Annotated in this window: 25 protein-coding genes; all 25 read left to right on the top strand. The window is 60.0% G+C overall.

The features are described from left to right. Position 1 precedes the first annotated feature (1 nt). The 25 genes from GFM02_RS17390 to GFM02_RS17270 all read left to right on the top strand — a co-directional run bounded on the left by GFM02_RS17390 (position 2) and on the right by GFM02_RS17270 (position 24622). A complete protein-coding gene (locus GFM02_RS17390; RefSeq protein ID WP_168269008.1) occupies positions 2-910 on the top strand; it encodes a flagellin in 909 nt (302 codons plus the stop codon). Positions 911-1190: 280 nt separating this feature from the next. After that, positions 1191-2102: a flagellin gene (locus GFM02_RS17385; protein WP_168269007.1), complete on the top strand. Its 912-nt coding sequence runs from the start codon at positions 1191-1193 to the stop codon at positions 2100-2102. Positions 2103-2348: 246 nt separating this feature from the next. Further along, complete coding sequence (locus tag GFM02_RS17380) at positions 2349-3260, top strand: flagellin (protein ID WP_168322278.1); 912 nt, start codon at positions 2349-2351, stop codon at positions 3258-3260. 300 nt (positions 3261-3560) lie between these two features. Next, positions 3561-4523 (top strand): flagellin, encoded by a 963-nt coding sequence (locus tag GFM02_RS17375; protein WP_168322277.1) that lies wholly within the window; start codon positions 3561-3563, stop codon positions 4521-4523. 196 nt (positions 4524-4719) lie between these two features. After that, complete coding sequence (locus tag GFM02_RS17370) at positions 4720-5349, top strand: hypothetical protein (RefSeq protein WP_168322276.1); 630 nt, start codon at positions 4720-4722, stop codon at positions 5347-5349. Beyond that, positions 5346-6677 (top strand): MotB family protein, encoded by a 1332-nt coding sequence (locus tag GFM02_RS17365; RefSeq protein ID WP_168322275.1) that lies wholly within the window; start codon positions 5346-5348, stop codon positions 6675-6677. The genes GFM02_RS17370 and GFM02_RS17365 overlap by 4 nt, the downstream gene beginning before the upstream one ends. A 4-nt stretch (positions 6678-6681) precedes the next feature. Beyond that, on the top strand, positions 6682-7977 hold the full coding sequence (motC, locus tag GFM02_RS17360) for a chemotaxis protein MotC (RefSeq protein WP_168322274.1): 1296 nt from the start codon (positions 6682-6684) through the stop codon (positions 7975-7977). Further along, entirely contained in the window at positions 7974-9407 is a 1434-nt protein-coding gene (locus GFM02_RS17355) for a flagellar hook-length control protein FliK (RefSeq protein ID WP_168322273.1), read from the top strand. Before motC ends, GFM02_RS17355 begins: the two co-directional genes overlap by 4 nt. Next, the gene (locus GFM02_RS17350) at positions 9355-9912 is read left to right on the top strand and encodes a transglycosylase SLT domain-containing protein (RefSeq protein ID WP_025393170.1); all 558 of its coding nucleotides are present in this window, start codon (positions 9355-9357) and stop codon (positions 9910-9912) included. The genes GFM02_RS17355 and GFM02_RS17350 overlap by 53 nt, the downstream gene beginning before the upstream one ends. 280 nt (positions 9913-10192) lie before the next feature. Continuing rightward, the gene (gene rem, locus GFM02_RS17345) at positions 10193-10864 is read left to right on the top strand and encodes a transcriptional activator Rem (RefSeq protein ID WP_003545558.1); all 672 of its coding nucleotides are present in this window, start codon (positions 10193-10195) and stop codon (positions 10862-10864) included. Between the two features lie 125 nt (positions 10865-10989). After that, complete coding sequence (locus tag GFM02_RS17340; RefSeq protein ID WP_027666401.1) at positions 10990-12291, top strand: flagellar hook protein FlgE; 1302 nt, start codon at positions 10990-10992, stop codon at positions 12289-12291. A gap of 19 nt (positions 12292-12310) precedes the next feature. Next, a complete protein-coding gene (gene flgK / locus GFM02_RS17335) occupies positions 12311-13795 on the top strand; it encodes a flagellar hook-associated protein FlgK (protein ID WP_168268993.1) in 1485 nt (494 codons plus the stop codon). A gap of 3 nt (positions 13796-13798) precedes the next feature. After that, positions 13799-14851, top strand: a complete 1053-nt coding sequence (locus GFM02_RS17330) for a flagellar hook-associated family protein (RefSeq protein ID WP_168322272.1) — start codon at positions 13799-13801, stop codon at positions 14849-14851. A gap of 34 nt (positions 14852-14885) precedes the next feature. Beyond that, positions 14886-15233, top strand: a complete 348-nt coding sequence (gene flaF / locus GFM02_RS17325) for a flagellar biosynthesis regulator FlaF (RefSeq protein ID WP_003556569.1) — start codon at positions 14886-14888, stop codon at positions 15231-15233. Next, a complete protein-coding gene (gene flbT, locus GFM02_RS17320) occupies positions 15230-15679 on the top strand; it encodes a flagellar biosynthesis repressor FlbT (RefSeq protein ID WP_003556571.1) in 450 nt (149 codons plus the stop codon). Before flaF ends, flbT begins: the two co-directional genes overlap by 4 nt. Next, positions 15670-16098, top strand: coding sequence for a flagellar hook assembly protein FlgD (gene flgD / locus GFM02_RS17315; RefSeq protein WP_131664730.1), 429 nt, complete (start codon positions 15670-15672; stop codon positions 16096-16098). Before flbT ends, flgD begins: the two co-directional genes overlap by 10 nt. Positions 16099-16199: 101 nt before the next feature. Then, a complete protein-coding gene (gene fliQ / locus GFM02_RS17310) occupies positions 16200-16466 on the top strand; it encodes a flagellar biosynthesis protein FliQ (RefSeq protein WP_009992823.1) in 267 nt (88 codons plus the stop codon). Positions 16467-16682: 216 nt separating this feature from the next. Further along, positions 16683-18770, top strand: a complete 2088-nt coding sequence (gene flhA / locus GFM02_RS17305; RefSeq protein ID WP_168322271.1) for a flagellar biosynthesis protein FlhA — start codon at positions 16683-16685, stop codon at positions 18768-18770. Further along, a complete protein-coding gene (locus GFM02_RS17300; protein ID WP_129417947.1) occupies positions 18767-19519 on the top strand; it encodes a flagellar biosynthetic protein FliR in 753 nt (250 codons plus the stop codon). The genes flhA and GFM02_RS17300 overlap by 4 nt, the downstream gene beginning before the upstream one ends. Positions 19520-19526: 7 nt before the next feature. Next, positions 19527-19940 carry a hypothetical protein gene (locus tag GFM02_RS17295; protein WP_168268987.1) on the top strand — a complete coding sequence of 138 codons (414 nt, stop codon included), beginning with the start codon at positions 19527-19529 and terminating at the stop codon, positions 19938-19940. 32 nt (positions 19941-19972) lie between these two features. After that, entirely contained in the window at positions 19973-20536 is a 564-nt protein-coding gene (locus GFM02_RS17290; RefSeq protein WP_020048494.1) for a rod-binding protein, read from the top strand. Between the two features lie 121 nt (positions 20537-20657). Further along, positions 20658-21023, top strand: a complete 366-nt coding sequence (locus GFM02_RS17285; RefSeq protein ID WP_003545575.1) for a hypothetical protein — start codon at positions 20658-20660, stop codon at positions 21021-21023. Continuing rightward, on the top strand, positions 21023-21562 hold the full coding sequence (locus GFM02_RS17280) for a hypothetical protein (RefSeq protein ID WP_168322270.1): 540 nt from the start codon (positions 21023-21025) through the stop codon (positions 21560-21562). The genes GFM02_RS17285 and GFM02_RS17280 overlap by 1 nt, the downstream gene beginning before the upstream one ends. Before the next feature lie 291 nt (positions 21563-21853). Continuing rightward, positions 21854-22693, top strand: coding sequence for a WecB/TagA/CpsF family glycosyltransferase (locus tag GFM02_RS17275; protein WP_168304758.1), 840 nt, complete (start codon positions 21854-21856; stop codon positions 22691-22693). A 156-nt stretch (positions 22694-22849) separates the two neighbouring features. Continuing rightward, a complete protein-coding gene (locus GFM02_RS17270; protein ID WP_168322269.1) occupies positions 22850-24622 on the top strand; it encodes a succinoglycan biosynthesis protein exop in 1773 nt (590 codons plus the stop codon). Positions 24623-24715: the final 93 nt, after the last annotated feature.

The raw sequence follows: 24715 nt of genomic DNA, 5'->3' as shown, positions 1-24715 counted from the left end.
TATGACAAGCATTAACACCAATTCTTCCGCAATGGCCGCTCTCCAGACGCTGCGGGCCGTCAACCAGGGCCTCAACCAGACGCAGAACCACGTTTCGTCGGGTTATCGCGTCGAAAAGGCTTCTGACAACGCCGCTTACTGGTCGATCGCAACGACCATGCGTTCGGACAACAAGGCTCTCTCGGCTGTTTCCGACGCTCTCGGCGTAGGCGCTGCCAAGGTCGATACCGCCTACACCGCAATGGACAGCGCCATCGACGTCGTCGGCGACATCAAGGCCAAGCTCGTTGCCGCAACTGAAAACGGCGTCGACAAGGCCAAGGTCCAGGAAGAAATCGGTCAGCTGCAGCAGCAGCTCCTGAGTATCGCTCAGTCGGCTTCCTTCAACGGTGAAAACTGGGTTGCTGGCGCAACCGGCACCAAGAGCGTTGTTTCCTCCTTCGTCCGCGACGGCTCCAACGCCGTTTCGATCAAGACGACCGACTATGCTCTATCGAGCGGTTCGCTCGGCAACGTCCTGTTCGGCATGACCACTGCCGGCGCGGTTGAAACCTCCACGGGTATCCTCGGCACCTCGTCGGGCGCGACCGGTTCGATCTACTCGATGAGCATCACCAACTTCACCGCCGGCCAGATCCAGACGGCTTTGACCAACGTTGAATCGGCTCTGAAGGCCATGACCAGCGCCGGCGCTGCTCTCGGCTCGCTCTCCAAGCGTATCGACAGCCAGGACGACTTCGTCAACGCGCTCAGCGACTCGATCGACTCCGGTGTCGGCCGTCTCGTTGACGCCAACATGGAAGAAGAATCCTCCAAGCTCAGCGCCCTGCAGACCCAGCAGCAGCTGGCGATCCAGTCGCTGTCGATTGCGAACTCCTCTTCGCAGAACATCCTGTCGCTGTTCCGCTAGGACCAGCCCACAAGACTTCCAAGTTTCGCGGCCGGGTCATGCCCGGCCGCGAAATGTTTTAATATAAGGTTAATGAAAATCCTCCTAAGTATCAGATATTTTTACGATATTTCCAATTTGAATTTAGCTTTCCTTAACCATCTTGCTGTCATCTAGGCCCATCGAAACGGCGAGTTAATCCTAACAGGAATGGTTAACAGGCATGATGCTGATCGCTGTGGGCCGGCCGAAAATCCGGAATGTCCCTTCTTAAAATCTGCCAACAAGGGGCAAGCAAACTATGACGAGCATCAATACCAATAACGCTGCAATGGCAGCTCTCCAGACTCTCCGCGGCATCAACCAGGGTCTCCAGGAAACCCAGTCTCACGTTTCGTCCGGCTATCGCGTCGGCAAGGCTTCCGACAACGCGGCTTACTGGTCGATCGCAACGACCATGCGCTCGGACAACAAGGCGCTCTCGGCTGTTTCCGACGCTCTCGGTCTTGGTGCCGCCAAGGTCGACACCGCTTACTCCGCAATGGACAGCGCCATCGACGTCGTCGGTGACATCAAGGCCAAGCTCGTTGCCGCAACTGAAAACGGCGTCGACAAGGCCAAGGTTCAGGAAGAAATCAGCCAGTTGCAGCAGCAGCTCCTGAGCATCGCTCAGTCGGCCTCGTTCTCGGGTGAAAACTGGGTTGCTGGCGCAACCGGTACCAAGAGCGTTGTTTCCACCTTCGTCCGCGACGCCTCCAACGCCGTTTCGGTCAAGACGACCGACTATGCTCTTTCGAACGGCTCCATGGGCAACGTCCTGTTCGGCATGACCACTACCGGCGCGGTTGAAACCTCCACGGGTATCCTCGGAACTTCGAATGGTGCGGTCGGCTCGGTCTTCGCGATGAGCATCACCACCTTCACGCTCGGCCAGATTCAGTCGGCTTTGACCAACGTTGAATCGGCTCTGAAGGCCATGACCAGCGCCGGCGCTGCTCTCGGCTCGATCTCCAAGCGTATCGAGCTGCAGGAAAACTTTGTCAACGCGCTCAGCGACTCGATCGACTCCGGTGTCGGCCGCCTTGTTGATGCCAACATGGAAGAAGAGTCCTCCAAGCTCAGCGCCCTGCAGACCCAGCAGCAGCTGGCGATCCAGTCGCTGTCGATTGCGAACTCTTCTTCGCAGAACATCCTCACGCTGTTCCGCGGCTAATAACCCGCAGAAACATCGGCCCGCCGGTCTCCGGCGGGCATCCAGGAATAGAGCCGCGCTTCGATGGAGCGCGGCTTTTTAATTTCTATTAACCAATGATTAACCATAATGCTGTCTTCTGCGGTCAACGAGACGGAGAGTTAACCAAATTTAAGAACCGGTTAACAGGCATGAAGCTGCTTCCCGTTCCCGGTAGCTTTCCGGAATGTCCCTTTTTTCCATCTGCCGACAAGGGGCAATCATTTCATGACCAGCATTTTGACGAACGTCGCGGCGATGGCCGCTCTTCAGACACTTCGCGGAATCAACGACAGCCTTGAGACGACGCAGAACCACGTATCGTCGGGTTACCGCGTCGAAAAGGCAGCCGATAACGCCGCCTACTGGTCGATCGCAACGACCATGCGTTCGGACAACAAGGCTCTCGGGGCTGTTTCCGACGCTCTCGGCCTCGGCGCCGCCAAGGTCGACACCGCTTACTCTGCCATGGACAGCGCCATCGATGTCATCAGCGAAATCAAGGCGAAGATCGTCGCCGCGACTGAAAACGGCGTCGACAAGACCAAGGTCCAGGAGGAGATCAGCCAGCTGCAGCAGCAGCTCCTGAGCATCGCGCAGTCGGCTTCCTTCTCCGGTGAAAACTGGGTTGCCGGCGTCGACGGCACCAAGAGCGTCGTTTCCACCTTCGTCCGCGACGGCAACGGCAATGTCTCGGTCAAGACGACGGATTATGTCCTGGACACGAGCTCCACGGGCAACGTCCTCTTCGGCATGACCTCGGCCGGCGTGATCGACACGAGCACCGGCATCATCGGCACATCATACGGTACGATCGGCTCGATCTACTCGATGGACATCAGCACTTTCGGCTCGGCTGAGATCTCCATGGCCCTGACGTCGATCGAGGCCGGCCTGGAGGCGATGACCAAGGCTGCATCGCAGCTCGGCTCGATTTCCACACGCATCGAGCTGCAGGAAAACTTCGTCGGCGCACTCAGCGACTCGATCGAATCGGGCGTCGGCCGCCTCGTCGATGCCGACATGGAAGAGGAATCGAGCAAGCTGACGGCGCTGCAAACCCAGCAGCAGCTAGCCATCCAGTCGCTGTCGATTGCCAACTCCAGCGCGCAGAACATCCTCACGCTGTTCCGCAGCTAAATCGGGCGCTGAAGCTGGACCCAATCTTGCGCCGTCGTCTGGCAAGAAGCGCAAAGCATCCCGGACCGTGCCCGAAATGGCGCGGTTCTTTCTTTTATATCAATGCTTTGGTCGGAATTGCGATGGCTGCGTCAGGCTCAGTGCTGCGCACTTGCCTAACAGGTTGGTAACGAGCTAACTTTGCCTCGAGTTGATTTGCTTTTGCGACACACCGGCGGAAACCCTGCCGGAGGCATGATGCCACCTCAGTCGCCGCCGGCAATCCGGCCTGCCCTTTCACCCCGATTCCGAGACCTGTCGATGACCGTTAAGATTACCAACGCGGCCGCGGTGAATGCGCTTGCGGTGCTGCGCAGCATCAACAAAGAAGCCAACCAGACCCAGCAGCAGGTGTCCTCGGGATATCGTATCGAGACGGCTGCCGACGATGCGTCCTATTGGTCGGTCGCGACCGTCATGCGCTCGGACAGCACCAATCTCGGAACGATCGGAGATGCGCTCGGTCTCGGCGCTGCCAAGGTCGATGCGACTTACACGGCAATGACCTCCTCGATCGATCTCTTAAGCCAGATTCGCGCCAAGCTGGTTTCTGCAAGAGAGCCAGGCGCCGACAAGGAAAAGATCAACGCCGAGATCAGCGAATACAAGGAGCAACTGCAGACGATCGTCGAATCGACATCGTTTGCAGGTGAAAACTGGCTGTTGAACGGCGACACCGCTGCGCCGCCGACATGGCAGGTTATCTCTGGTTTCGTGCGCGCTCCGACCGGCGAATATCAGGCCCAGACCATCGATTTCCCATCGTCGCAGACTATCCTCATCGACAAAAACAATGCGGGCGGCGGCCTGCTGACCAAGTCGGTCGACGCCAATGCCATCAATAACAGTGGCGCAACGGCCCGCAATTATTATCTGCTGGACGCCGACTCGACCACGCCGGCGACGGGCACGGAAATCGCGATCGACGGCAACACGACCGATGCGCAACTGACCGACATGCTTGACGTGACCGACGCGCTGCTCGCCTCGCTGACGACGACGGCTGCTTCCATCGGCGTGATGAAGACGCGCATCGACGATCAGATCGACTATACCGCCGATCTGGCCGATTCGATCGACAAGAGCGTCGGCGCGCTCGTCGACACCGACATGGACGAGGCTTCGATCCGGCAGAAGGCGATCGAGACCCAGAAGCAGATGGCCGTCGAAGCAATCTCGATCCTCAATACGGCCGCAAGCAAGATCCTGATCCTGCTGGAATAGGAGTGGGCGCGATCACGGGTGGCGGCGGCGCCATTCATCCTCGCGCAAGTTTGACTGCCTAGTTTCCGGCATGAAGGCATCGTCCGAATCCGTGCCGGCGCAGGGTCAGCCCCTTGCCCGTTCCGAAGGGGATGCCGGGGTCACTTTGAGCGGGGGCGGGCATGCCGCATGCCTCCCGAATGCTGGATGGTTTTTTATGAGCATTACGCTTTCCCGGTACTTGAAGGATTTCGGTGAACCGGAATCGTCAGCGCCGATCCTCGACATGAACGATTTCGGCGGCGACGATTTCCCCGAAATGCCGAGCGAACCGGCGATCGACGTCGAGGCGGAGCGCCGCGAAGCCTATGCGGAAGGTCATGCCGCAGCGACCGTGGAATTGACCGAGAAATACGAACGCGAGGCGCGGACGCTGGCGGAGGTCCATGCGCGTGAACTCGAGGAACTGAAGCTGCGTTACGAAGTCGAGGCTGCGGCGGTCATTGCATCCCGCATCCGCGATATTGCCGAAGAGGTCGCTCAGCTGGTCAGCGCCGGCGCTGCCCTAGTCATCGCGCCTGTGATGACGCAAGCGCTCGCCGCCAAGGCTGCCGAAAGCCTCGCCGCCCTGCTGCGTGATGCGATCCTCGAAGGCGCGGCCGGAGCGATCGTCGTCAGGGGCCCGACCCGGCTTTTCGACATATTGAAGGCCGAGCTCGGCGAACATGCAGGCGCGGTTCGCCACTTTGAGACCGACGATATCGATCTTGCCATAGAAATCGGTGATTCCGTCATCGTCACCCGTATGTCCGCCTGGGCGGCCAGCTTGAAGAAAGTTCTGGAATGAGCGAAGGCGAAAACCACCACCACGGCAAGAACGAGATCATCATCGTCAAGAGACATGGCGGCGGTGATCACGATGGCGCCCATGGCGGTGCGTGGAAAATTGCCTATGCCGACTTCATGACGGCGATGATGGCATTCTTCCTGGTCATGTGGCTGGTCAATGCCGCCAACGAGGAGACCAAGGCCTCGGTCGCGACCTATTTCAATCCGATCAAACTTTCCGACGAAAAGCCGACCGAGAAGGGCCTGAAGAAGCCCGTCGACAATGCCGAGGGTGAGGAGAAGCAGGAGAAGTCGAAACAGAAGGAAGAAGATCCGAACGACGGCAAGGCCGCGGCGGATGGTGACGACCAGACATCGACCTCCGGCGACCAAACCAATTATTCCGAGGCCGATTTCTTCGAAAACCCTTATTCGGTTCTTGCCGAGATCGCGCAGGAAGTCGGCCAGCAGGCCAATGTCAGCGCAAAGGGCGATGGCGGTGCCGCCGATTCCGGTCCGGCCACCGGCGCCGATGGCGGCGAGGCCTATCGAGATCCCTTCGATCCGGATTTCTGGACGAAGCAGGTCGAGGTCACGACGGCCGGCAAGCCGTTGCCGCCCGGCAAGAGCGACGAGCAGGCGGTCGAGAGCGAGACGACCGAGATCGCCAAGCTTGAGGACGCCAAGCCGATACCGCTGACCACCGATCAGAAGCCCGCCCAGGAAACCAAGGAAACGAAGGAAACCAAGGGCGCGGCCGAGGCCAAGGACGGCAAAACGCCAGGTGGGAAGTCGACCGAGGACAAGAAGGCCGAAGCTCAGAAAGACGCGGATCATCAGAAGGATGCGGACAAGAGTGCCGCCGAGACCGAGCAGAAGCAGCAGAAGGAAGCCGAGCAGTTGCAGGCGCAGATCGCCCAGCAGATCGGCGGCGTTGCCGGCAAGCTCGCCGAAGGCCTGACCGTGACGGCGTCCGAAGGCGGATTGCTGGTCAGCATCTCCGACCAGGCCGACGATTCAATGTTCAATATTGGTTCTGCGGTTCCGCGCCAGGAAATGGTGCTCGCCATGGAAAAGATCGGCGCGATCCTGAAGGAGAGGGGTGGTGCGGTTGCCATCCGTGGCCACACGGACGGTCGCCAGTATAAGGGCACCCAGAACGAGAACTGGCGGCTTTCGATGGACCGCGCTCAGAGCGCCTACTACATGCTTGTGCGCGGCGGGCTCGACGAGAAACGCATCTCCCAGGTCTCCGGCTTTGCCGACCGTCGGCTGAAGCTGCCGTCTGACCCGTTCAACGCGACCAACCGCCGGATCGAGATTCTGGTGCAGGCGGATCAAGGATAGTCGAATGGCGCGTCGGCAGCATCGCTACGTCGGATTTGTGGCTCTCGGCCTGGCGATGCTTTCGCCGGCCGCAGCCAATGCGCAGGATCCGGACGATCTCGCGCCCTACAAAATGCTGCGGTCGCTGCAATTCGTGCAGGATTCCGTCGTTACCGGTGATCATTCGGCCGGTGAGATGCAGCGCTTCATGCTGGGCACGATCGACACGCGGCTGCGCACCGTCGAACCGTCGATCTTCGACGACGACCGCAATGTCGACGCAGCGCTGATCTACACGATGAGCGGCGGCAATCCCCAGACGCTCGAATATCTGATCGCCCACGACGTCAACGGCTATTTCGACAACCGTGTCACCGACGTGCTGCGCAAATATTTGAGCGGCAAGGGCCTCCTCGTCGCCAAGACGTTGCAGGAGACGGCCAGGGAATATCGCGACAAGAAGATCGGCCCCTACCTTGCGCTGATCGGCGGCAACGTGCTGATCGCGACGAAACCGACAGACGCGCTGGATCTTTACGACCAGGCGCGTCTTGCCGCCCCGGGCACGATCGTCGAGGAGGCGGCGTTGCGCCGCTCACTCGCCATTTGCGTCGACAAGGGGATGCTCGACAGGGGAATGGCCTATTCGCAGCGTTATGTCAGACGATTCCTGCATTCGCCCTATGCCAGCCAGTTCGCCGATCTTTTTGTCACCCTCGTCGTCGGCCACGATCACGACGTGAAACCGCAGGATGTCATCGACATCCTGTCCTTCATGGACGCACCGCGCCAACGCGAGGTTTATCTGCGCATTGCCCGCGCCGCCGCGATATCAGGCAAGCCAGAGCTGGCGCGCATGGCGGTCGGACGCGTGCAGTCGCTTGGCGGCGACACCGACAATGCTTTCGGTCCGCTCGCGGATTTCTATGGCGGCATGGCCGGCCTTCCCACGAAGGATATCGATCAGGCAGCAAAGAATGTCAGCGGCATCGACGGCAACGCGCTGTCGCGGCGGGATCAGGCGCTGCAGGAGGCGGCGCGATCCGTTGCCGAGCAGATCCTGCGCGCTCCCGACCCGGCAAGCTTGACGCAAGCCTCCAATCCTAACACTGATCATCAAGAAATCACTTCTGAAAAGGCTGCGGCGATAGCCACGCAATCGGGAGCGCCAGGCGCGCTTCCCGAGCCTGTTCCGGGAGGTGTGGCATCGACTGGCCAAAGCCAGGATACCGACCCCTCATTCAACGCATTTGTGACGACCAATCGATCCAAGCTCGACGAGATCGATGGTCTTCTGGCGCAAGAAGGCAACGAACAATGATGGATATAAGCGTCTCGGGCGGAGCCTCCGGTACGGAGACGGCCGCGGTTGCGAAATCCGCGCGACTGGCCGGAAAAGGTGATGCAGACGGCCAAAAGAGCGGCTTCTTCGACGCGCTTGCCAAGGCAGGCAGCGATGCCGTCAATGACGAGCCCGACGATGCGCAGCCGGATCAGGGCGTGGCTGCCGATGGCGGCGCCGAGAAAGTGGCGCGGACGATCCGCGGCCGCAGCAGTGCAAAGCCGTTGATTGACCTCGGCGACGCCGCGCTGAAAGCACAGGCCGAGGTGCAGCCGGAAACGACTGCCAGTGTTGAAAAGGCCACGACAAAGGCGGTAAAGGCTGAGGTCAAAATGCCGGCCGATCTCGCCTTCGGCAAGCTCGATCCGAAGGACAGTCCCGCAGACGAGGTCGCTCCGGCAGCCAAGGGCGGCAAACACACCAAGGCCGCCGCGCTGGAAACCGATACGGACAAGGTCAGCGACGATGATGATGGCGGCATTTCCGATGTTCTGGGTCTGCTGAAGCAGGAGCCTGCCGACGGGACCGTGACTTTGCCGGCGACCACCGCGCATCATGTCTCCGTCAAGGTCGACGAGGCTGGAGCGGGCGACAAGAAACTCGATGGTATCGAAGCCAAGGCGGGCGGCCATGCGTCCGACGCTCTTGCCGCGGTCAGCGGCAACGTTGAGAGCGGCAAGGCGGATGACATCAAGGTCCCCGGATCGGAGACTGCCGAAGCCGCCGATGGCAAGACATTCAGGTTGAGCCGCGCCGATGGCCGCGGCGTGTCGATGGATGTCCACATCGGCACGGATCAGGCCGGGCCGAAAGATGGCTCGAAGAAGGCCGATGTCGAAAACGTTTCGGTGCTCGAATCGCGCCGCTATATCGGCCTGATGCAGAATACGAATTCCGCCGCCGTCACCGCCGCTCTCTCCGGCGATTCCGAATGGGCGCGCGCCATGGAGCCGAGCTCGGCGCTCTCCAACGCGGCGGAATGGACGAGCACCGGCAAGGTGGTCAATACGTTGAAGATCCAGATGAACCCGCTCGATCTCGGCCTGGTGACGGCGACCATGCGCCTGTCCGGCGACGCGCTGAACATCGACCTCAAGGTCGATACCGGAGCGGCCTATCGTCAAATGAAGGAAGATCACGGCAAGATTCTCGAAGCTCTGCGCAGCCAGGGTTACGCCGTCGAAAACGTCACCATCAGCATGGCGCCGGTCGAGCGTCCCGACGCCGGCAATCAGGGCCAGGCCTCCCAGCAGCAGTCGCTCCCCCAGCAGGGGCAGGGCGGTGAGGCGCGCGAGCGCCAAAATCAGACGGCACAGCGGACGGACGGAGGCTTTAATGGCGCAGGCGATACCAGTGTTGAAGATGCTCGTTCTGGCGGCAGCAGCGGCACTGGCGGCGTTTACCTCTGAGGCGATCGCCTCCACCGGCGCCTGCGAACGCGAGATCCAGTCGGCAGCTGCCAAATACGGCATCCCGGAAGGCATCCTCTATTCGGTTGGGCTGACGGAGACCGGCCGCAAGGGCTCGCTCTATCCCTACGCCATGAACGTCGAAGGCAAGGCGATCTTTCCGCCCTCGGAGCAGGACGCGATGCGGCAGTTCGATGTCGCCCGCAGCAGCGGCGCCAAGCTCATCGACATCGGCTGCATGCAGATCAACCATTACTTTCACGGCGAGAATTTCCGCTCCGCCGAGGAGATGTTCGACCCGCATCGCAACGTCGAGTATGCGGCAAAATTCCTCCGCAATCTGCATGACCGTCACGAGACATGGACGATGGCGGTAGCCAGATACCATGCCGGACCCAACAACAATCCGGCGCAGAAGCAATATGTCTGCCGCGTCATCTCCAATCTCGTCGCCACCGGCTATGGCAAGTGGACTCTCAATGCGAGTAACTTTTGCCGAAATTGATTCAACCAAAGATGGAAGCGGCGTATTGTGACGAAACTGTGTCACAATGTGGCAGGAATCCGGCATGAATCTCGTGCGCAAGTCATATTTAACCGACCGTTAACTTTTCCACGAAATTTTGGTGTGCATAATCAGGCGTACCCACTAGATATAGATCAAATCGCTACCAAAATCTTAATCAATTATTAGTTTCTGCCATTAACTTTAACGAGTTGTCGCGGATTCGCGCGATTCGTACCCATAGATCATCGAAGTGCCACACTGATTCGGAGGCGGACGAATGATCGTAGTGGTTGATGAGCGTGAGCTCGTGAAAGATGGATACACATCTCTGTTCGGTCGTGAGGGCATTCCCTCCACCGGCTTTGATCCAGCGGAATTTGGCGAGTGGGTGCAGACCGCCGCCGATTCCGATATAGCTGCAGTCGAGGCCTTTCTGATCGGTCAGGGCCAGCGCAACTTCGAACTGCCCCGGGCGATCCGGGATCGGTCGATGGCGCCGGTGATTGCGGTCAGCGACCAGCACTCGCTCGAAAACACTCTTGCGCTTTTCGATTGCGGCGTCGACGACGTGGTGCGCAAACCGGTGCATCCCCGCGAAATCCTCGCAAGGGCGGCTGCGATCCGGCGCCGGCTGAAGGCGATCACCAACTACACCGAGATCGGCGGGATCCGCGTCTTCTCGGATGGTCGTGACCCCGAGATCAACGGCGAAGTCTTCGCACTTCCCCGGCGCGAGCGCCGCATTCTCGAATATTTGATCGCCAATCGCGGTCGCCGGGTCACCAAGACCCAGATCTTCAACGCCATCTACGGCATCTTCGATGAAGAGGTCGAGGAGAACGTCGTCGAAAGCCACATCTCGAAGCTGCGCAAGAAGCTGCGCAAAAAGCTCGGCGTCGACCCGGTCGATTCCAAGCGCTTCCTTGGTTACTGCATCGATTGGGCATGATTTTCTCGGCCGGGCGGCGGCGCCCGGCTGAACGTCAATATTGGCCTCGCAGCTCACATGACAGACAGCTTCACGCAAGGCCCGACAAATACTCTCCTGCATAACAGGTAAAACGAGGTTTTCAGATGAGCATTTTCGGCAGCATGAAGACGGCAGTATCGGGGATGAACGCTCAGGCCAACCGCCTCAGCACCGTCGCCGACAACATCGCCAACGTTAACACCACCGGTTACAAGGCTGTGTCGACGAGCTTCTCGTCGCTGGTTCTGCCCTCCTCGGGCGGCAATTACAATTCCGGCGGTGTTCAGACCTCCGTCCGCCAGGCCGTCTCCGACCAGGGCGATATTTCCTACACCACGTCGAGCACCGACCTTGCAATCTCAGGCGACGGCTTCTTCATCGTCCAGGGGCCTGACGGCACCCCGGTTCTGACCCGCGCCGGCGACTTCACCAAGGACGACGAAGGCAATCTCGTCAACGCCGCCGGCTTCATGCTGATGGGCTATTCCTACGATTCCGGCGCTCCTGCCGTCGTCGTCAACGGCTTCGATGGCCTCGTTCCCGTCAATGTCAACCAGGATGGTCTGACCGCCATCGCCTCGACCTCAGGTATCTTCAAGGGCAACCTCGATTCCAACGCCAAGATCGCGCCGGTCGCTCCCGCGACGGCTCCAAGCGCCAACCTCGCCACGACGACGACCGATACCAAGAAGGTCTCGATGGTCGCCTACGACCGTCTCGGCAACAAGGTGATGTACGATTTCTACTTCACCAAGTCCTCAGTCGCGGCAGCGCCGCCGCCGGCACCTCCTGCTACCGCTGCCACCTGGGAAGTGGCGATGTTCCGCAACGCCGATGCTGCGGTCGGCGGCGCGACCTCCTTCCCTTACTCCACCGCCGCTGTCGGCACCGGAGCGCTCACCTTCGACCGCGATGGCAAAATGACCTCGACCGGCGCCGTTAACATCGTCGATCCGGTGACTGGCCAGACGATTGCCATGGATTTCTCCGCCTTCACACAGCTCGGTGCCGATTTCTCCGGTACCGGTACGCCGAACGGCCAGGCAGCGACCCCGGTCAAGGACGTTACGGTTGACGGCGACGGCATCGTCTACGCGAAATACGAAGACGGCAGCACTAAGCCGCTCTATCGCATTCCGCTGGCCAATGTCGCAAGCCCCGACAAGCTGACGCTGATGAGCGGCAACGTCTACAGCGCCAACGGCCAGTCTGGCGTCACCGTCACCGGCTTCCCGCAGACCAATGGTCTCGGCACGATCAAATCAGGCGCTCTCGAAGGCTCGAACGTCGACCTCGCCGGCGAGCTGACCGAGATGATTGAATCGCAGCGCAGCTATACCGCCAATTCCAAGGTGTTCCAGACGGGATCCGACATTATGGACGTTCTCGTCAACCTCAAGAGATAATCAAGGTACCGGGTAAGCCATGTCGCTCACGTCAGCACTTAATACCGCGCAGAACATATTCAACAATACGGGCACTCAAAGCAGTGTCGTATCGAACAATATCTCGAATGCGGGCAACAAAGATTACGTGCGCCGGCAGGCGATGCTCACCACGTCCTTGAATGGCGCGCAGGTCGTCAAGATAGATCGGGCGCAGGAAGAGGCGCTGCTGCGCCAATACCTGAAGACATCCTCTCAGGACAGTGCCCAGCAGGCATTGCTCGGCGGTCTTGAGGACCTCAAGTCGATCGTGGGTGGCAACGACTACGAAACGTCGCCATCCACCTATCTCGGTGTTTTCCAGCAGAAGCTTCAGGCATTCCGCACGACGCCGGGCAGCACCGTCGCCGCTCAGGGCGCCATCACCGCCGCGCAGGACGTCGCCAACTCGCTGAACAATGCCTCGCAATCCGTTCAGAACGTCCGCGCCACCGCCGACAAGCAGATCGCCACCGACGTCGATAAGCTGAATACGCTTCTCAGTGACTTCGAGAAGGCCAACAATGCGGTGAAGACCGCCACGGCCTCGGGTGCGGATGCATCCGGCGCCCTCGACGAGCGTGAAAAGGCTCTCAAGCAGATTTCGCAGATCGTCGGTGTCAACACAACGACGCGCGATAATAACGACATGGTGCTGAGCACGTCTGACGGGACGATCCTCTTCGAGACAATCCCGCGCAAGGTGACGTTCAAGTCTCAGGACGTCTATACCGCGACCATCGCCGGCAATTCGGTCTATGTTGACGGCGTGGCACTTCCGCGCGGCAGCGGATCGACGACGACGGGGCAGGGAAGCCTTCAGTCTCTCCTCCAAGTGCGCGACGAAATCGCCCCCAATTTCCAGAAGCAGCTTGACGAAGTCGCCCGCGGCCTGGTCTCTCTCTTCAAGGAGCAGAACACGGCAGTCGGCCCGGCCTATGTGCCTGGCCTCTTCACCTGGAGCGGCGGCACGGTCGATACCGGCGCCACCGCGGTTGCCGGCATGGCGGCGACCATCACGGTCAGCAGTCGCGTCATCACCTCGCAAGGCGGCGATCCGATGCGCCTGCGCGATGGTGGCATCAACTTGACCGGCCTCGTCCTGAACACGTCAGGCGCCAGCGGTTATACGACTGAACTCGATCGCCTCTATACCGCATTGGGCGCCGACATCGATTTCGACCCGGCAGCGCCGACGGTCGGTTTCGACGCCACGACAGGCATCGATTCGAACGTCAGCATCATGGAATTCGCCACAAATTCCCTCGGCTGGCTCGAGCAGTACCGCAGCAATGCCACGACGGCGGCGGAAAATACCTCGGCGGCGCTGTCACGCTCCGACGAAGCCTATTCCAACGAGACGGGCGTCAACCTCGACGAGGAGCTGACGCTGCTCCTCGACATAGAGCAGTCCTATAAGGCGGCGACCAAGATCCTGAACGCCGTTGACGAAATGTTGAAGTCATTGCTGGATATTGCGAGTTAAGCCATGAAGAGCTCATTTATTTCAAGTTCGGCCATTCAGAATGCGATGCGGTTGACGATCCGTCAGGCGCAGAACCAGATGACGAAGGCGACGATGGAAGCGACGACGGGAGTCTATGCCGATATCGGTGTCTCGCTCGGCGGCAACGCCGCCAGGAGCGTGGACTTCAGCCGCGAGGTCGACAGAATAGCCTCGATCAAATCTAGTAACTCGCTTGTCACTGCGCGCATGGAATCCTCGCAGCTCGGCCTTTCCAAGATGAAGGACGTCGGCGACGGCCTCGTTTCGAAGCTGACGGCGCTTCAGGGCAGCCACGACCCAGGCAGCATCACCGTCGCCATTCAATCGGCGACCAGCGCCCTCTCCACGATGATGGATACGGCCAACACCATGGTAAACGGCGAATATCTGTTCTCGGGCATCAACACCGATGTGCAGCCGCTGACCGACAAGACGGCCGCGACGAGTGCCGCCATCGTCACGCAGTTGAATGCCTACGCCGCAGCTCTTGTCCCACCGAAGGCGGTCAAGGACCTGACCGGCGCCGAAATGAGCACCTTCATCACCACGACGGTGGAGCCAATGTTCAACCAGGCAGCCTGGACCGACCCGACGACCGGTTGGTCGCAGGCATCGAACCAGAACATGACGAGCCGCATCAGCAACTCCGAAGTGATCGAATCCTCGACCAATGCCAATTCCGAGGGCATGCGTTACTTCGCGCTCGCCTCGGTGATGACCTCGGCACTGTTGGGCCAGGGCCTCAGCAGCGATGCGATGAGCACGGTCTCCAAGCAGGCGATCAGCTACACGACGAAGGCGACCAGCGGCCTCGTGACCCAAGCAAGCCAGCTCGGCCTTTCCCAAGAGCGCGTCAAGAAATCCAACGACGCTCTCGACGCTCAATCGAACATCATCAAGAACAAGCTCGTCGATCTGCAGGGTGTCGATCCTTACGAAGCCTCGACGCTCGTCAAGACTTTGGAAACGCAGCTTGAAACCGCTTACACGATCGTCTCGAAGATCCAGCAGTTGAGTCTAGTAAACTACCTTTGATGAGCAAAGGCGCGCAATAAAGAAGGATGCATGAATGTATCAGTTCTCATATGCCGAAGTCATGCAGGACTCGGTGGCCGACGCGAAAGAGCGGGAATGGCAGGTTCTTGACCGGTCCATAGATCTGCTGGCGGCGGCGCGCGAAAAGGAAAAATACGGCCGGGAAGCCATTGAAGCCCTGTTTTATACCCGCCGGGTCTGGATCAGCTTCATCGAGGATCTCAAACATCCCGACAACCAGCTGGAGATCGGGCTCAGGGCCAACCTCATCTCGATCGCGATCTGGATATTGAAGGAATGCGACAGGATCAGAAAACGTCAGTCTAATAACTACCAAGGCATTATCGACGTTACCACCATCATCAGGGATGGACTTAAATGAAAAGCACACTTCGCATTTCTCTGAAAGCCGGAGAAAGAATCTTCATCAACGGCGCCGTCCTGCGTGTCGACCGCAAGGTCGCGCTGGAATTCCTGAATGATGTGACGTTCCTTCTCGAAAACCACGTCCTCCAGCCGGAAGGCGCCACGACGCCGTTGCGTCAGCTCTATTTCATCGCACAGATGATCCTCATCAACCCTGAGGGCAAGGACCACTCGACGGCGTTGTTCCGCAAGTCGATCACCATGCTGCTCTCCTGCTTCAAGAACGAGGAAATCCTCGCCGAACTGAAGCGCATCGATGCGCTCGTCTCGACAGGCCGTGCCTTCGACGCACTCAAGGCGATCCGCGGCCTCTACGCGATCGAAGACAATATCCTCAACAACCACGAAATGCCGCCGACGATGGTCGAGCAGATTCGCAGGGAGATTGCACCATGGCGGTAGATGCAACATCGAACGTGGCCAAAACGAGTTCGACGACCACAACGAACACGGCCCAGCAGAAGGCGACGCTGAACTACGACAATTTCCTTCAGCTGCTCATCGCCCAGATGAAGAACCAGGATCCGACTGATCCTGTCGACGCCAGCGAGCAGATGTCGCAGCTGGCGAGCTTCTCGCAGGTCGAGCAGACGATCCAGACCAACACCAAGCTGGACACGCTGCTCGCAAGCTCGAGCCTCACCCAGGCCAGCAGCTACGTCGGCAAATACATGGAAAGCGCCGACGGCACCGTCAAAGGCACCATCGAATCCGTTAAGGTTTATTCCGACGGAATCATAGCGACGACCACGGCTGGCGGTAATATACTGGTGCAGGCGGGAATCACTATTGCCGACAAGGCGCCGACCAGCGATACCTGATACTCACGGCGCGCCGGTGCGCCGCATCACTCGGGTGATACCAATCAATGGCGGTCCGGCCACGGCGGGGCCGCTTCAAGGCGATATGAGGTTGCCTTCGGATGAATGAAGCTGATGCATTGGATCTGTTCCAGGCGGCGATCTGGACCGTCTTGATTGCCGCCGGCCCCGCCGTCATCGCGGCGATGGTGGTGGGCCTCGTCATTGCCTTGATCCAGGCGCTGACCCAGGTGCAGGAAGCGACACTGACCTTCGTGCCGAAGATCGTCGCGGTGCTGATCACCGTCGGGGTCACAGCACCCTTCGTCGGCTCGCAGATCTCGATTTTCACCAATCTGGTCTTCTCGCGCATCCAGTCCGGCTTCTAGAGCAATTCCAGCAAAAGTGCGCAGCGGTTTTGGCAGGCAAAGCGCGAAGCGCTTTTGCCGGGGGATTGCGTAGAAACAAAAGGTTAGAGCGGTTCTACGCTTCCATGAAAAGCTGAACCGCCCCGAGCCACCTTCGCGCAAGCTTCGCCATTTAACTCTCGATCCGAATTGGGCGGGCTGCATGTCCGCCTCCTCTCATGAAGAGACGGAATCGTCATGGCGCAACCACCTGCACTCCCCCTTCCAAAAGTCGCCCCCAACCTGCGCGATGTCGGATTTGCCCTCGGCATCATCGGCATTATCTGCATTCTCTTCCTGCCGATCCCGCCGTTCCTGATCGATATGGGACTGGCCTTCTCGATCGCCTTCTCGGTGCTGATCCTGATGGTCGCGCTGTGGATCCAGAAACCGCTCGATTTCTCGTCTTTCCCGACCATTCTGCTGATCGCGACGATGACCCGGCTGGCGCTGAACATCGCGACAACACGCGTCATCCTGTCCCACGGAAATGAAGGCCATGACGCAGCGGGCGGCGTCATCGCCGGTTTCGCGAGCCTGGTGATGTCCGGCGACTTCGTCATCGGTCTGATCGTCTTCCTGATCCTCATCACCATCAACTTCATCGTCATCACCAAGGGCGCCACCCGTATCGCCGAAGTCGGCGCGCGTTTCACCCTGGACGCCATTCCCGGTAAGCAGATGTCGATCGACGCCGATCTCTCGGCCGGCATCATCGACGAGAGGGAAGCCCAGCGCCGGCGCCGGGAACTCGAGGAGGAAAGCTCGTTCTTCGGTGCGATGGACGGTGCGTCGAAATTCGTGCGCGGCGATGCCGTCGCCGGCCTCATCATCACCTGCATCAACATCTTCGGCGGCATCATCATCGGCTACTTCCGCCACGGCATGCCGATCCGCGAAGCCGCTGACGTTTTCGTCAAGCTCTCCGTCGGCGACGGCCTCGTCTCGCAGATGCCGGCCCTCATCGTTTCGCTCGCCGCCGGCCTTCTCGTCTCCCGCGGCGGCACCACCGGCTCCACCGACCAGGCGGTCGTCAACCAGTTGAGCGGTTATCCCCGTGCGCTTTCCGTTTCGGCGGTGCTGATGTTCATCCTGGCTCTGATGCCGGGTCTGCCGTTTATCCCCTTCGTGGTCCTCGGCGGTCTTCTCGCCTTCGGCGCCTGGTTCATCCCACGTCAGGTCGAGGCAGAGAACATGCTTCGCCGCGAGCAGGAAGAAAAGAAGGTCGTCCAGAACAAGGAACTGGAAAAGGATTCGGTCAAGGCAGTGCTGCGGACCTCGGAGATCGAGCTCGCACTCGGCAAGATGGTCTCGACGCGCCTGCTCGGCGCCCACCAGGAGCTTGCCTTCCGCGTCGGCAAGATGCGCAAGAAGTTTGCCACGCAATACGGTTTCGTCGTACCCGAGATCAAGGTGACGGACGATATAGCCATTGCCGAGAAGTCCTACCAGATCCGCATCCATGGCACGACGGTCGCCTCCAACTTGCTGCGCGTCGGCGAAGTCCTCGTCGTTACCGGCGCCGGCCGCCGGCCGAGCATTCCTGGCGACGAAATCCGCGAACCCGCTTTCGGCATGCCTGCCGTCTCCATCCTCGAAAACTTCGCCGACGACCTGAAACGCGAGGGCTTCCAGCCGATCGACAATGTCTCCGTCGTGCTCACCCATATGAGCGAGGTCATCCGCAACAACCTGCCGCAGCTGCTGTCCTACAAGGACGTCAAGGTGCTGATCGATCGGCTCGACCCCGAATACAAGAAGCTCGCCGACGAGATCTGCTCGTCGCATATGTCCTATTCCGGCCTGCAGGCGGTGCTCAAGCTGCTGCTTGCCGAACGTGTCTCGATCCGCAACCTGCACCTCATTCTCGAGGCGGTGGCCGAGCTCGCCCCGCATGTCAGGAAAACCGAGCAGATCGTCGAGCATGTCCGCATCCGCATGGCCCAGCAGCTTTGCGGCGACCTCGCTGATAACGGCGTGCTGCGCGTGCTGCGGCTGGGCAGCAAATGGGATCTGGCTTTCCATCAGGCGCTGAAGCGCGACGCCAAGGGCGAGGTGATCGAATTCGACATCGATCCGCGCAGCCTGGAGGAGTTCAGCGAGCAGGCCACCAAAGTTATCCGTGAGTTCATGGATCGCGGCCTGCCATTCGCACTTGTCACGTCGCCGGAAACACGCTCCTATGTGCGCATGATCATCGAGAGGCTGTTCGCCACGCTCCCGGTCCTGTCGCATGTCGAACTGGCCAAGGGCATCGAGATAAAGATTTTGGGCTCTATTTCATGATAACAGACCCGCAAGGGACCGTTCTCGCGCTGTTTCTGGTTTTCTGCCGGATCGGTGGCTGTGTGCTGGCTCTTCCGGGTTTTTCCTCGGCGCGCGTGCCCCAACAGCTGCGCGTCTTCATCGCCGGCGCGCTCTCGATCGCCGTCATGCCGCTGCTCTGGGATACCGTCTATCCGGCCGTTCACACCGGTGCTGGAACCTATATCGGCCTGATCTTCAGCGAATCGCTGATCGGCGTAATGTATGGCATGCTGGCGAGGATCTACACGCTCGGCATGCAGTTCGCCGCTTCGATCACCGCCATGATGGTCGGCTACACCCAGCCGGGCTCCGCCGACGTCATCGAAGATACGCCGGAGACCAGCCTGTCGGCCTTTATCACCTTTGCCGGCATGATGATCCTCTTTATCATGGATTTTCATCACATCGTCTTCCGCGCGCTGATCGATTCCTACACGACGATGCCATTCGGCGGCATGATGCAGATGCGCGCAACGCTGATCTCCTTTACCGATACGCTGGAGCAGACCACCTACATCATGCTGCGGCTGGCGAGCCCCTTCCTGATCTACGGCCTGATCTTCAATGTTTCGATCGGTTTCATCAACAAGCTGGCGCCGCAGATCCCGGTCTACTTCATCTCCACGCCCTATCTGCTGATGGGCGGGCTCTTCCTGATCTATTTCTCGATTGCGGCGATGGTCAGCCAGTTCGGCCAGTCCTTCGGCTCGATCTATATCGGGCGATGAGGCTGATATGATCGAAAAGAAGCGCTCTCAGAAGCTCAAGCGGCTGCTCTCGGTGCAGCGGCATATCGAAAGAATAGCCGAGAACGACCTGGCCGAAACCAGCCGCCAGCGTGTCGAGGTCAATGTGGCGATGGACGACGTCATCCTCGCGCTCGGCTCGATGGACCCCGTCCACCACGCCTTCTCGCAGAATTACGCCGACCGATTCGGCAGGCTCACCATCAAGGACCAGCAGCTGACCGGCATGCAGCAGATCCACGAGATGCGGCTGACGCGCGAGCGCGCCAAGGGCGACCGCCTTGAAGACGGCATGAAGGAAGCCCTGGAAGTCGAGCGCCGCGAGGCCGATGACAATGCCGTCTACGATGTCATCGATCAGCAATTCGCAACGCCAGCCTCCAGCAAGCTTCAAAAACCATAGTCGTTACGATCTTAAATTCAGAGGATTGTAACGTGGCTATTTCGCCCCCCAGTGATCTGGTCCTGGACGTTGTCAAAGCTGCCGACCCCATGGAGGTTCAGGCGGCCCAGGAAAAGTTGAAGGCAAATCGTGCGGCCTTTGCCGCAACGAGTCTCGCTGAAAATGGCAAGGGCTTCTCCAACACGGTCGACGTTCTCGATCATGTCGGCCAGAAGAGCGGCCTCGCCAACATCCAGAACCGCACCAAGACTGAGGAAGCTCCGGAAAGCTACCGGAAGTTCGAGGCCATGGTCCTGCAGAATTTCGTCAAGTCCATGCTGCCGAGCGAAAGCGAAGAGGTCTACGGCAAGGGCGCGACCGGCGATATCTGGAAAGGCATGATGGCCGAACAGCTCGGCAACACCATGGCCAAGGGTGACGGCATCGGCATTGCCAAACAGATGTACAGCGAACTTCTGCGCCGGCAGGAAGGCAAGATCGTCAATGCCTCCACAGACGACGATGACCGCAACACCGCGCTCAGCATGATCGACGACTTCCAGCGTAAGACCTTTGGCACGCCGACCGCCGAAGCCAAGACCGATAGAACAGGATGATCCTAGGCCGGTTGGCCAAAAATCCGAATCCCGTTCCAGTTAACATTTAGAGCATGCTGTTGTCCGAAAACCGCGTACGTTTTTCGCATCATGCTCTAAGCGAAGCATAACCGAGGGTACCATGGAAATAATTTCGAACGAATACAGGATCAAATCCGTTCTCGGACGCCTCGAAATGATCATCGACAATGAGAACACCCGGATCGGCAACGACCCGCAGTTCGATCTCAAGGTCTCCAATGCCCATAAGAGCCGCTGCCTCTACGAGCTGTCGATGCTTTTCCGCGACACCGATCCGGCCGAGCTTGCCGCTGCCCATCTCGATCAGCTGCACGGCCTGAAGAAGAAGCTGGTTCTCAATGCCCGTCGCGTCGAGGCGCATCTCGAAGCGGTTCGCGCCGTCGCCGACCTGCTGAAGAACGCAGTTCAGGACGCCGACGCCGACGGCACCTATTCCCAGGAACAATTCGCCGCGCGTGGAAACTGATGATCAAGCTCGCCCTCACCGGTGTCTGGGTTTGCGCCATCACCTTGGCATCGGTCTATTTCTCGGTGTACCTGGCGACTGCGCCGGCGCCCGCAGCAACGGATTCCAAGCAGAGCGCGCTTGAACTGGTGAAAGGCGAAACGATCACGGTGCCGATCATCGGCAACGGTGCGATCACCGGTTATTTCCTCGGCCGCGTTTCGTTCATGATGAACAAGGACATGCTGAAAGGCGTGACACTGCCGCTGGCCGAGATGACGACGGACGAGCTTTTCAGCCTGCTCGTCGGCAACAAGATGGTCGATATCGCCCACATCAAATCCTTCGATCCGAAGGCTTTCCGCGAGGAGATCAAGAAGGGCATGAACGAGCGCCTCGGCGGCGAATACGTCGCCGACGTGATGCTGGAGCAGCTCGACTATCTCTCCAAGGAAGAGGTCAAGGAAAGCTCCGCCGGTCAGCCGAAGAAGGTGGGCGCACCCGTCAAGATCGTCGAGACCGCACCGGCCGCTGAAGCACCGGCGTCAGCGGCCCATTAACGACTATCATATCATTGACGGCAAACGGCGCCCTCGGGCGCCGTTTGCCGTTGGCGCGCGTGGTTAATAAACCACTTATGCGAGCATGGAAATTCAAGGAATTTTCCTAAGGGTTGTTTGAAACCGTCCTGTTATATGAGGTGTCACAGCTTGGCATGCGTCGCTTATCCGGGATCGGAGCGACGCCCACCCGGCGGGACGCGACCGGTCCTTTCGAGACCTCCGGTGCGGAAATTTGGGCTTGTTTTCCGGGATGTCGGGCGCATGCAGCACCCTCGGCAGGAGGTAGGAATGAATCTGATTGCAAACTTCGCGGTGCTCGCATCGCGGCGGACGATCTTCGATCTGCCGGTCTGCGATCTCGGCTGGGACGACGCCCTCGTTTTCATCAACGAGCTGGCCTCCATTCCCGTCGGCCAGACCGTGGTTTGCTTCGTCAACGCCCATAACATGCTGACGACGCTACGCGACGACGAATATTACCGGATCATGTCGCACAATTTGGTGCTGCCGGACGGTATCGGCCTCAACATCGCATCGCAGATCGCCCATGGCGCGCCGTTTCCCGCCAATCTGAACGGCACCGATTTCGTGCCGGCCTTCCTGACCTTCATGGAGGCTCCGCGCCGCATCGGTCTCATCGGTGGCAAGCGCTCGGTCGTCGAGGCGGCGGCGGAAAATTTCCGCAGACACACGCCCTGGCACGAATTCGTCGTCGTTTCCGACGGCTACTTCGACAAGGTCGATTCCACTGAGGTCATCGAGGAGCTCGAGCACCAGAAGCTCGATATCCTGATCGTCGGCATGGGAACGCCGCTGCAGGAGAAATGGGTTCACAACAATATCCGCGCCGATCATGCGCGCCTGGTGCTGACCGTGGGCGCGCTCTTCGATTTCGTCTCCGGTGCCGTCCCGCGTGCGCCGAAGACGGTGCGGATGATGCGCCTGGAATGGGCCTATCGCCTGCTGCAGGAGCCGACGCGCCTCTGGCGCCGTTACATCGTCGGCATCCCGGTCTTCCTCTTCCATGTCCTGCGCTACCGCTTCCGCCGGCGCGAAAGGATCCTCAGCTATCCGGAAGAGCACGGCAGCGCGCTGCAGGCGCGATCGGACCATAAGAAGGCGAGCTGAGCTTATAGCGCCGCGTGTCTGACAGGATGCGCGGCTTGGCAATTCTTGCCCGCTGCGGTTAACCATTTCTTTGCCATGAATATTTAGAGTCGTTTAATCATCTGCATTCGTGCGGATGAGCGAACTCGGCCATCATGTGCATGAGATGTGGCGCAAATGTACGATATCAGGGCCAGAAACAGCTTCCAGGATCGCGCAGCCGCAGGGCCGCGCCCCCATGACGATTCCTATGCTCCGCCCCGGTCGAGCCGGCCTGATATCGCGCCGCCCGAGGTCGAATTACTGCGCGCCATCGGCCGCGCGCTGGAAGAACAGCGCGCCAGAGCGGCGCGCACCGCACCACTGGTCGACCGCATCGAAACCATCCTCGGCAACCGCCTCCGGGCCGCCAACGACGTCGGCCATCCGCTTCCTCAGGAGCCGGCGGGCGATGAAGAGCTGGGCGTTCCGGCCGACGAGCCGATGATCTCACCCGAACCGCTGGCCGCGGTCCGTGAAGGACCCGCCGAGCCCCGGCCGGTAGCGCCGCGGCGTCGGGCGACCGGGATCGGCCTTGCGATGATTGTGGCCGCTGCGACGATCATCGGCGCGGGCCTACCGGCGCTGATGCCAGCTTCGACGGCCCTTTACCGTGCCGAGGCGACGCTTGCGGTGAAGAGTGATGCCGCAAGCCGCGCTGCCTTCACCCAGGCCGCGGCAAAAGGGCTGCTGGCGGCGCGGGTGGTTGCTTCGACGGTTGCCGCCCTGAAACTCGATCATGATCCCGAATTTGCCGGCGCCAGCGCCAATGCGCTCGGCGTCGCGCTCGATCTCCTCTCGGCGACCGGTGCTGCTGCCGATCCGGCCTCCCGCGCCGAGGCGACACTGAAACATGCGGTCGAGATACTACCCGATGCCGCCGCCGGCACCATCCTCGTCAGGGTGACGACCGGCGACAGCGGAAAATCCATGCGCATCGCCGCAAGGCTTGCCGAAGCGGTTTCCGCAGCAGACGGAGCCGGCGGCAACGTCGAGACCGATGCCGCCTTGCGTAAAACCTATGACGAGGTCAAGGCGGAGCTTGCCGCCTTCACAGCAAAGAGCGGCGAGGGCAACGTCAAGGTGGCGATCAATCTTCGCCGCCAGATCGACCGGCTCGATGCCGATCTGAAAGAGGCCGACCAGAACATCCTTGCCGCCAAGGCGCAGGCCGACCGGCTCAAGGCCGCAAAACTTGCCGAAGTGCTCGACGGTTCGCTCCCCTCCGATATGCTTTCGCCGGCGCTGCAGGACTGGCGCGAAAAATATGCCGTCGCCAAAACGACGCTTGCGCAGCTTTCGGCCGAGCTTGGCCCGCGCCATCCGCGCCTCTTGCAGCAGCAGGCCGAAACGGACGGTCTGAAGGAGAATATGGGCAAGGAGCTGACCCGTCTTGCCCAGACTGCCAACCTCACTACTAAGGCCGCCGTCGATGCGCGCAAGGGCCTGAACGATCGCCGCAACAGGCTGATCGCCCAGAGCCGGGACACCGGCGTCGATTTGTCACGCCTGACCGAACTCAGCGAAAAGGCGAATGCCGCCCGCTCGCGCCTCGACGAGGCGACGTCCGCAGCGGTGGAAACGGCCGCCGACGGTCGTATCGTTCTCCTGAAGCCGGCGTTGGCAACCGCAGTATCGGGAAGCGATGGTCTGATTGGCCGCGCGCTGGCCGGCGCCGCGGCGGGCTTTGCGATAGGCCTTGCTGCGGCTTTCCTGCTCCGGCTGCGTAGGCCTGTCGCCGATTCCGCAACCGAGAAAATGCGGGTATCCCGGCCGCAGGTCCCACTGCCATCGATGCCCGTGCCGGCCCCTGCGCCGGTCGACGAAATGGAGCTGCTGCGCTCCGAAATCTCCGGCCTGCGTGACCGGCTTCGTGTTCATGCGCTCGAAGCGCGGCAGCCGCTGCGTTGAGCGAACATTTCCTTGCATTTTTGATATTGCATTGCTGCTTTCCGACAGGATAGGGCGTTAGCGAGCATTTCAAGCTCGTCAACTATCCATAGA

Origin of the sequence: Rhizobium leguminosarum bv. viciae (assembly GCF_012276115.1) — a bacterium.
Lineage (GTDB): Bacteria > Pseudomonadota > Alphaproteobacteria > Rhizobiales > Rhizobiaceae > Rhizobium > Rhizobium leguminosarum_T.
Note: the sequence above shows the minus strand (reverse complement) of the source record. Positions and strands in the feature narration are given on the sequence as shown.